The 5,230-nt window shown below is 72.6% G+C and carries 5 protein-coding genes; 2 read left to right on the forward strand and 3 right to left on the reverse strand.

Features of this window, described 5'->3' with window-relative positions:
- Positions 1–185 (reverse strand): Phenylacetic acid catabolic protein (locus tag M8J73_RS31875; RefSeq protein WP_249829385.1); only part of this gene is annotated, 185 nt, incomplete at its 3' end.
- A gap of 198 nt (positions 186–383) precedes the next feature.
- On the opposite strand from M8J73_RS31875, the gene paaK reads away from it, so the two are divergent.
- Complete coding sequence (paaK, locus tag M8J73_RS31880) at positions 384–1,697, forward strand: phenylacetate--CoA ligase PaaK (protein ID WP_055543263.1); 1,314 nt, start codon at positions 384–386, stop codon at positions 1,695–1,697.
- A gap of 38 nt (positions 1,698–1,735) precedes the next feature.
- On the opposite strand, the gene M8J73_RS31885 is transcribed toward paaK, so the two are convergent.
- Together M8J73_RS31885 and M8J73_RS31890 are read right to left on the reverse strand one after the other, a co-directional pair.
- A complete protein-coding gene (locus tag M8J73_RS31885) occupies positions 1,736–3,313 on the reverse strand; it encodes an amidohydrolase (protein WP_249829386.1) in 1,578 nt (525 codons plus the stop codon).
- Between the two features lie 41 nt (positions 3,314–3,354).
- A complete protein-coding gene (locus tag M8J73_RS31890) occupies positions 3,355–4,836 on the reverse strand; it encodes an APC family permease (protein WP_249829387.1) in 1,482 nt (493 codons plus the stop codon).
- A 169-nt stretch (positions 4,837–5,005) separates the two neighbouring features.
- Between M8J73_RS31890 and M8J73_RS31895 the strand changes: the two genes are divergently transcribed.
- A partial coding sequence (locus M8J73_RS31895) for a TetR/AcrR family transcriptional regulator (RefSeq protein ID WP_249829388.1) occupies positions 5,006–5,230 on the forward strand: 225 nt, incomplete at its 3' end.

A 5,230-nucleotide genomic window follows, 5' to 3' on the forward strand; every position in this document is an offset into this window, starting at 1 on the left:
CCCTCCGGCTGCATGCCGATGATCTCCGAGTGCGCGTGCTGCGCGATCTGCCGGACCAGCGTCCTGCGGTAGCCCTCCGGCATCCAGTCACGCGGCTCGATCCGCTGGTCCCGCGCGATCGTCGCCTCGAAGTGCTCCTGGAGCGCGTCCTCGGGCGGCGCCCCGGCGGAATCTGTCGTCGTCATCGATACCAGCTTCCCAACCGACCATTCGTTCGGTACCAGTGTGACGTGATTCGAGCGGTCGGGCAAGCCCCCTCCACCCACCCCGGCGGCGCGACGAATCCTTGACAGCGGAACGGCCCCGATGGATACCGTGACCATGACGCACGGTGACCGAATGTTCGGTCGGCCCCGGTTCGCGGGGCGGACGAAGGAGTCGCGATGAGCAGCCCGGGCCGACCGCTCCCCCATGATCTGCTGGACGACGGCGAGCGCCTGACCGGGGAGGAGTTGGCCGCGCTCCAGCTCGACCGGCTGCAGGCGACCCTGCGGCACGCGTACGACCACGTGGAGCTGTACCGCAAGAAGTTCGACGCGGCGGGCGTCGGCCCCGACGACTGCCGCTCACTCGGCGATCTGGCCCGGTTCCCCTTCACGACCAAGGCCGATCTGCGGGACACGTATCCGTTCGGCATGTTCGCCGTGCCGATGTCCGAGGTACGGCGCGTCCACGCCTCCAGTGGCACCACCGGACGCCCCACCGTGGTCGGCTACACGGAACGGGACCTGTCGATGTGGGCGGACGTGGTGGCCCGCTCCATCCGGGCCGCGGGCGGCCGTCCGGGCCACAAGGTAAACATCTCCTACGGGTACGGGCTGTTCACCGGCGGCCTCGGCGCGCATTACGGGGCGGAGCGCGCCGGGTGCACGGTGATCCCGGCCTCCGGAGGCATGACCGCACGCCAGGTGCAGCTCATCCTGGACTTCCGCCCCGAGATCATCATGGTCACCCCGTCCTACATGCTGACTCTCCTCGACGAGTTCGAGAAGCAGGGTGTCGACCCTCGTTCCAGCTCGCTCGAGGTGGGCATCTTCGGCGCGGAGCCGTGGACGGAGGAGATGCGCCGGGAGATCGAGGAACGGGCCGGACTGCACGCCGTGGACATATACGGGCTGTCCGAGGTGATCGGCCCGGGGGTGGCCCAGGAGTGCGTGGAGACCAAGGACGGCCTGCACGTATGGGAGGACCATTTCCTGCCGGAGGTCGTCGACCCGCTGACGGACGAGGTCCTCCCCGACGGTGAGCGCGGCGAGATCGTCTTCACCTCCCTCACCAAGGAGGCGCTGCCGGTGATCCGCTACCGCACCCGCGATCTGACCCGGCTGCTGCCCGGCACCGCCCGCCCCGCCTTCCGCCGGATGGAGAAGGTCACCGGTCGCTGCGACGACATGATCATCCTGCGCGGTGTGAACGTCTTCCCCAGCCAGATCGAGGAGATCGTGCTGCGCACTCCCGGCGTGGCCCCGCACTTCCGGATCCGGCTGACCCGCCAGGGCCGCATGGACCACATGGCGGTCCTGGTGGAGGCCCGCCCGGACGCCACGCCCGAGGAACGGGCGCGGGCGGCCGACGCGATCACCGGAGGCGTCAAGGACGGGGCGGGTGTGACCGTGGAGGTGGAGGTCGTCGACCCGGAGACCCTGGAGCGCTCGGTGGGCAAGCTGAAGCGGGTGCAGGACCTGCGCGACCGGTGACCCGCCGGCGCCCGCCCCCCGCCCGCCCACCGGTGCTGCTATCGCCGGCTCCCCCGGTGCACCACGCGCCCGCCCGTCACCGTGAGGAGGACCGGAGCCTCGGCGACCTCGTCGGCGGGGGCGTCGACGGGGTCGAGGCCCAGTGCCGTCAGGTCCGCTCGGAAGCCTTCGGCGATCCGTCCGGCGACCGCCTCCTCGCCCGCCGCGAGCGCCGCGTGGCTGGTGCAGCCCTCCAGCGCCTGAAGTCCGCTCAGCCCGGCCCGGGAGGACGCGGCGCCGCGCGGCGCCCGGGCGGTGGCCAGGACGCCGCGGGCGTCGTGGTGGGCGATCGGCCAGTCCGAGCCGAGGGCGACGACCACGCCCGCGTCCCGCAGGTCCCGCAGCCGCCAGGCCCGTGAGGCGCGCTCCTCGCCGAGCCGCGACGACCACGCGTCGGACAGGTCGGCACGGGTGTAGTCGGTGTGCGGGGGCTGCATGGAGGCGACGACCCCGACCTCGGCGAACCGTGCCACGAGGTCGTCGGGCACCGACTCGATGTGCTCGACCCGGTGCGCGTGCCGTCCGCCGGGCCCCAGCGATTCGACCGTGGACAGGACATGGCGTACGGCGGCGTCGCCGATCGCGTGCGTGGCCGTCCGCACCCCGGCGCGGTGCAGGACCCGTACGGCGTCGCTGTACGCCTCCGGGTCGGGCCAGAAGGCTTCGGTGCCCTGGCCGTGGCAGTCGGGGTGGTCGAGCCAGGCGGTGCCGCCCTCGACGGTGCCGTCCATGAAGAACTTCACCCCGCCGACCCGCCAGTGCCGGCCGCTCCTGCCCTGGAGGGCGATCAGCTCCGCGAGGTCGTCCGCGTCGGCGCCGGGCATGCACCACGGCGCGAAGCGCAGGCGCAGCGGCAGGACGGTCTCCCGTGCCACGGCGTCCACCAGGGCGGGGTCGCCGATGTCCATGACGTGGGCGCCGGTGAGGCCGGTGGCCGCCATGGCGTTCAGCAGGTCGATCAGCCGGGTGCGGCGTTCGTCGTAGGTCGCGCGGGGCATGACCGTCGTGACGAGGTCCATCGCGGCGTGCTCGACGAGGTGTCCGGTCAGTCGTCCGTCGGCGTCGACGGCGATGTGGGAGCGCTGGGCGAAGGCCCGCGGCCCGGTGATCCCGGCGGCCTTCAGGGCGGCCCCGGTCACAAGGGCCGAGTGGCCGTCGTACAGGCGGAGGAAGGCGGGCGCGCCGTCCAGGACGTCCTCGACGAGGGCGCGGTCGACGGGGCGGCCCTCGAAGACGTTGTGGTCCAGGCCCCAGCCGAGGACCCAGCCCTCGGTGCGGGGCGCGGAGGCGAGCGCGGAACGCAGTCCGTCGAGGTCGCGAACGGCGGTGAGGTCGACGCCGGTGGCCAGGTCAAGGCCCCAGACGGGGTGGCTGTGCCCGTCCACCAGGCCCGGCACCAGCCACCCGCCGCCCAGGTCCACCACTTCGGTGTCCGGCCCGCGCCAGTCCCGTACGTCCGCGTCCTCGCCCACGGCGGCGATCAGCCCGTCGCGTACGGCGACGGCGCAGGCGTGCGGCCGGTGCGGGTCGAGGGTGCGGATCTGGGCGCCGGTGATGACGAGGTCGGCGATGGGCATCGGGAGGTGTCTCCTTGCGGGGGTCGGACGGAGGGTGGGGGTCACTGGGCGGCGTCGGCCGGTGGCTCGGCGGCGAAGCCCGCGTACACCTCGGGCCTGGACCGGCGCAGCCACCACCCGAGGGCGAGGCCGATGAGGAGGACGGCGGGGACGATCGCCGCGAGGACGGTGTTGACGGTGGTGGAGGCGCCGGTGAACTGGTCGAGGTGGGTGACGACCAGGGCGATGGCCCCGGTCAGCAGCACCGCCGCGGCGACGGGCGCGACGATCGTGCGCAGGGCTCCCTCGCCGTGAGTGCGGCGCCGGAAGTAGAGCGGTACGGCGATCGCGGCGAGCAGTTGCAGCAACATCAGGGCGAGCATGCCGGGCGTGTTCACCCACAGCAGCAGCTGCGTGTACGGGTCGGCGCCGGCCGCGGCGAAGGCGAGGACGACGGACGCGCCGAGCACGGTCTGCGCGATGCCGGCGATGTACGGGGAGCGGTGGCGGGGGTGGACGCGGGCCAGGGCCTTGGGGAGGATCCCCTCCTCGGCGAGGGCCAGCCCGTAGCGGTTGATGGCGTTGTGGAAGGCCAGCAGCGAGGCGAGGACGCTGGTGACGATGAGGATGTGCATCAGGTCGGCCGCCCAGGCGCCGACGTAGACCGTGATGGCGGAGAAGAACAGGTCCGCGGGGTTCGAGCCGGCCGTGGCGATGACCTTCGCGTCGCCGAACGCCTGGATCACCGTCCACACGACGAACGCGTAGAACAGGCCGAGGAAGGCGACGGCGAGATAGGTGGCGCGCGGCACGGTGCGGGCCGGGTCGCGGGCCTCCCGGCGGTAGATCACGGTGGACTCGAAGCCGGTGAACGCGGCGAACGCGAAGGCCAGGACGGCGACCATGCCGGGGACCATGACGTTGCCGGGAGCGAAGGACGCGAGGGACAGGCCGTCGGCGCCGCCGTCGACCAGGACCGCGCCGGCGAGCAGGACCAGGATGCCGGTCTCGGCGACGAGGAGGACGCCGAGGACCTTGGCGCCGAAGTCGATGGACCGGTAGCCGCCGTAGCCGATCAGCAGCAGGCCGAGGAGGGCGACGGGCAGCCAGGGGATGTCGGCGCCGAACAGGGAGCGGGCGGTGTCGCGGGTGGCGGTGCCGAGGAGGCCGTAGACGCCGATCTCCATGCCGTTGTAGCCGATGAGCGCGAGGAGCGCGGCGCCGATGCCGGCCCGGCGGCCGAGGCCCCGGGTGATGAACGCGTAGAAGGCGCCGGCGCTGCGGACGTGGCGGCTCATGGTGGTGAAGCCGATGGCGAAGACGGCGAGCGTGAGTCCGGCGAGCAGATAGCCGACGGGGGCGCCGATGCCGCCCATCAGGATCGCGAGGGGGGCGACGCCGGCCATCACGGTGAGCGGGGCGGCCGCGGACACGACGAAGAAGGCGATGTCGGTGGTGCCGAGGGAGCCCCGGCGCAGGGAGTACGGGGCGGGCGCTTCGGTCTCGGCCTGGTCCGCGCCGGGCGCGGAGGGGGTGACGGTCATGGGAGGGAAAGCCCTTCTGGCTGCGTGCGGGGACAGGGCCACCGGGTGGGCGGGTGATGAGGCCACCGGGTGGGCGGGGTCGCCCGGACCGGTAAACCTAAAGGCTTTCGGTTTGGGCAATGTAACCTTCACCACGACCGCTGGGAAGAGCCCGAAGAGGACGGACATCATGGGACGGCCGCGCACACCCCTGCTGGACCGGGAGCGCATCACCACCACCGCGCTCGAACTCGTCGACGCGCAGGGCGATTTCAGCGTCCCGCAGATCGCCAGGCGGCTCGGGGTGCAGACCGGATCCGTGTATCACCATGTGGACGGCCGGGACGGCATCGTGGAACTGCTGCGCGAGCGGGTCACCGAGGGCATCGACGTCTCCGCGCTGGAGCTGCGCCCC

The organism is Streptomyces neyagawaensis (assembly GCF_023516595.1).
In the GTDB taxonomy this organism is placed as follows: Bacteria; Actinomycetota; Actinomycetes; order Streptomycetales; family Streptomycetaceae; genus Streptomyces; species Streptomyces neyagawaensis.